Raw genomic sequence first — 2045 nt, forward strand, 5'->3', positions numbered from 1 at the left:
CTACCCAAACTCGCCATCAAAAATCCCAATCCCAATCAAGCGATCGGTAATTTTAACGTCGTATTCAATCCGACAGGGACAATCGAGATCGCAGCAACCACTCCCGTTGCAGGTGCGGATTTAGGCAAACCAATTAGCGACACCAAATTGCAGACAACCCTAGCCACCCAACTCAAATCGAAACTTCAGCAGTCCCTAACTAGCACCAAACCGATCGATTCTCAAAATCTCAACTATCGGGTTGCCGTCACTGCTACTGGTGATATTGCTGATTATGCCCCCGACGATCGCCGCGCTTATGAAAATGAAACCAAAACACCGCTGCCAAAATTAGCCAAATTCAATCCTCAAGCAGCAATTTCCCAAGAACCACTCGCTCAATATAAAGTTACATTTCAACCCGATGGCAAAATTAGCGTCGCGCCTAAATAAGGTGCGTTAGAGTGTAATTAGATTGCACATTTTGCCGTTGACAGCCTCAGACAGGACTGACAAAATAGAAGTTATATGGCAAAACGTCCCCTACCGTTGGCTAGATCGACTTGGCAGTTATTACCCTATACACTGCTGGGAACGAGCTTGTTTGCTTGGGTATCTAGCGCCCATCTCAACCAATTTTTTTCAGTCTATTTAGTCTTACTTGCCGCACAATTGGGCACAGTTGGGATCTATTTGCTCATGGGTTGGCTAAAATCGAGAAATCGTCAGCATCTATAGGCAATTACTGTCTTATCTACGGAGCAAATCACTGATGAGGAATCGTACGGCAGCAATCTTAATTTGTTTCTTTGGCGGCTCTTTTGGAGTTCATAAATTCTATTTGGGTAATCCAGTATTAGGGATACTATATTTAGTGTTCTGCTGGACTTTTATCCCAGGGTTGATTTCCTTTTTTGAGTTCTTAGGATTGTGCTTTATGTCCGATCGGGAATTCGATGCGCGATTTAATTATGCTGAAGACCCAAATTTACTCGCACAGAGTTCGCGTTATCCAATTGGATCTGCTCGATCGAGACAAGAGGCTACTTCGACTCTGTACGACCTGAAAAAGTTGTATGAAGATGGCATTATTACAGCAGAGGAATATGAAGTCAAGCGGCGGAAGATGTTAGATGATATTTAAGATAATTAATAATTGATAATTAATAATTAATCACAAAAATTATGTCTAGTGCCGCATTAAAAAGAATTCCTAATTGGATTTGGTGGTCGCTATGTCCGGTATTTGGCGCTGTGCCGATCGCTTATGCTGGTTACTTGACAAAGACAGGCAAGTGGATGCAAATAGGTGGCGGCATAAGTGCGATCGTCTTACTTGCCGCATTTGCAGGTCAATCCTGGCTGGTATATTTGGCTGTGCCGATTCAATTTGGGATTGCGATGAGCATCAAAGATCCCTATCTGATTAAAAGTGCGCCTCGGGGGACGATTTTACCATCCGATCGACGGACGGCAGCATTAATTGCCAGTATTCGCGGTTGCGTCGATGTCAATAAATGCTCGAAAGACGATCTAGTGCATGTCTTGGGATTACCGATTGTCTATGCTAATAATATCGAACTAATTAAGTCTCAAGGGTTTGTGTTTACCCATCTTGAAGAACTCAGCGAACTTGCCGATGTGCCCGAAAAGTTCTGTGCGGCGATCGAGCCGATGATCATGTTTAACTATTATGAAAAGTCCGATAATCCTACTGACTGGCAAAGATTAAATGTCCTCCCAATGTCCGAATTAGTCGAACTGGGACTCGATCGCGCTAGTGCTACAGCCATCTGTAGCGAACGTCAATCGCGTGGTGCCTATCGATCGCTCGTGGAAGTCCAGCGGCGGACTGGGGTGCCGATCTCGCTTTACAAACATCTGATCTAGACTACTTCCCGATCGCAGTTGGCGACGCTAGAATTCAAAAAAGCCCCAACCCGAATAGGCTGAGGCTTTTTTACTAGTTACGGAGAAGGTGGGATTCGAACCCACGGTAAGTTGCCCTACACAGCATTTCCAGTGCTGCGCCTTCGACCACTCGGCCACTTCTCCAACACAAGTTT

At 44.8% G+C, this 2045-nt stretch carries 3 protein-coding genes, 1 tRNA gene and 1 pseudogene; 4 read left to right on the forward strand and 1 reads right to left on the reverse strand.

Annotation, left to right across the window (positions count from 1 at the left end; translation table 11 throughout):
• The 4 genes and pseudogenes from RMO35_RS19790 to RMO35_RS19805 form a co-directional block, all read left to right on the forward strand.
• Nucleotides 1-432, forward strand: a pseudogene (locus RMO35_RS19790) (hypothetical protein); the annotation flags it as partial.
• Between the two features lie 75 nt (nt 433-507).
• Nucleotides 508-717 (forward strand): hypothetical protein, encoded by a 210-nt coding sequence (locus RMO35_RS19795; protein ID WP_309743457.1) that lies wholly within the window; start codon nt 508-510, stop codon nt 715-717.
• A 34-nt stretch (nt 718-751) separates the two neighbouring features.
• Nucleotides 752-1123 carry an NINE protein gene (locus tag RMO35_RS19800; protein WP_309743460.1) on the forward strand — a complete coding sequence of 124 codons (372 nt, stop codon included), beginning with the start codon at nt 752-754 and terminating at the stop codon, nt 1121-1123.
• Between the two features lie 41 nt (nt 1124-1164).
• Entirely contained in the window at nt 1165-1869 is a 705-nt protein-coding gene (locus RMO35_RS19805) for a helix-hairpin-helix domain-containing protein (RefSeq protein ID WP_309743462.1), read from the forward strand.
• 80 nt (nt 1870-1949) lie between these two features.
• On the opposite strand, the gene RMO35_RS19810 is transcribed toward RMO35_RS19805, so the two are convergent.
• Nucleotides 1950-2034, reverse strand: a tRNA-Ser gene (locus tag RMO35_RS19810).
• Nucleotides 2035-2045: the final 11 nt, after the last annotated feature.

The sequence above is a fragment of the Chamaesiphon sp. OTE_20_metabat_361 genome, from assembly GCF_031364565.1.